We start from the raw sequence: 764 nt of genomic DNA on the forward strand, positions 1-764 counted from the left end.
ATTACTCTGGCAAAGAAATATCAAGTGAAAGCGCTGGTGGTCAAAAAGCGCGATGACAACGATGAATACGGCATTGTGTTAATGAATGATATTGCGAAGAAAGTGTTGGCAAATAACCGTGCCCCTCAGCGCACCAATATCTACGAAATCATGACTAAGCCTGCTTTGTGTGTCGATCCAGATATGAACGTTAAATACTGTGCTCGTCTGTTTGAGCGATTTGGGATCAGCCGCGCGCCCGTGATTGAAGATGGCGAAGTGATCGGCATGGTGAGTTACAACAATATCGTAATTAATGGCATGGTCAGAGAGGATGGCTAAACTGTGTAAGTAACATGCGTAATATTTTTCTCAAGTCAGCGACATGCGTCAATCTCTAAGATATTGATTATTAGTGATGTTGCATATATTTTCACAGGCGCTATTCTTTGTGCCCTAAGCATATAGTTGAGGAATTTAAATCATGCCTTTAGTCTCTTGCCCTGTGTGTGAGAAACAAATATCGAAACGTGCTCACACATGTCCAGGGTGTGGGGAACCGGACCCGTTACACCATTTAGCGAAGTCGAAGTTCATTTCGATGGTTTTTTGGACATTAGTTTTAGTCGGTGCCGGATATTTTGCTTGGTTCCATTTGCTCCCAATGCTGATTGAGGCTGTGCGTCATCAGTAATCGGGAAGTCGGTTGAGCATACGTCAGAATGCCGTAGAATAGCCTCATATATTTTGAGGAGACAACGTCGTGAAACTATTTTTTGCCTCAG

General features: G+C 43.2%; 2 protein-coding genes. Both read left to right on the forward strand.

Features of this window, described 5'->3' with window-relative positions:
• A partial coding sequence (locus R7Z49_RS24510) for a CBS domain-containing protein (protein ID WP_318112301.1) occupies positions 1 to 321 on the forward strand: 321 nt, incomplete at its 5' end.
• 142 nt (positions 322 to 463) lie between these two features.
• Positions 464 to 673 carry a hypothetical protein gene (locus R7Z49_RS24515; protein ID WP_079878844.1) on the forward strand — a complete coding sequence of 70 codons (210 nt, stop codon included), beginning with the start codon at positions 464 to 466 and terminating at the stop codon, positions 671 to 673.
• Positions 674 to 764 lie beyond the last annotated feature (91 nt).

The organism is Vibrio sp. 1562 (assembly GCF_033340155.1).
GTDB classification, from domain to species: Bacteria; Pseudomonadota; Gammaproteobacteria; order Enterobacterales; family Vibrionaceae; genus Vibrio; species Vibrio alginolyticus.

What these genes read in the sequence shown, in the direction of transcription:
- R7Z49_RS24515 (WP_079878844.1), top strand. Translation starts at nt 464, where the DNA reads ATGCCTTTAGTCTCTTGCCCTGTGTGTGAGAAACAAATATCGAAACGT.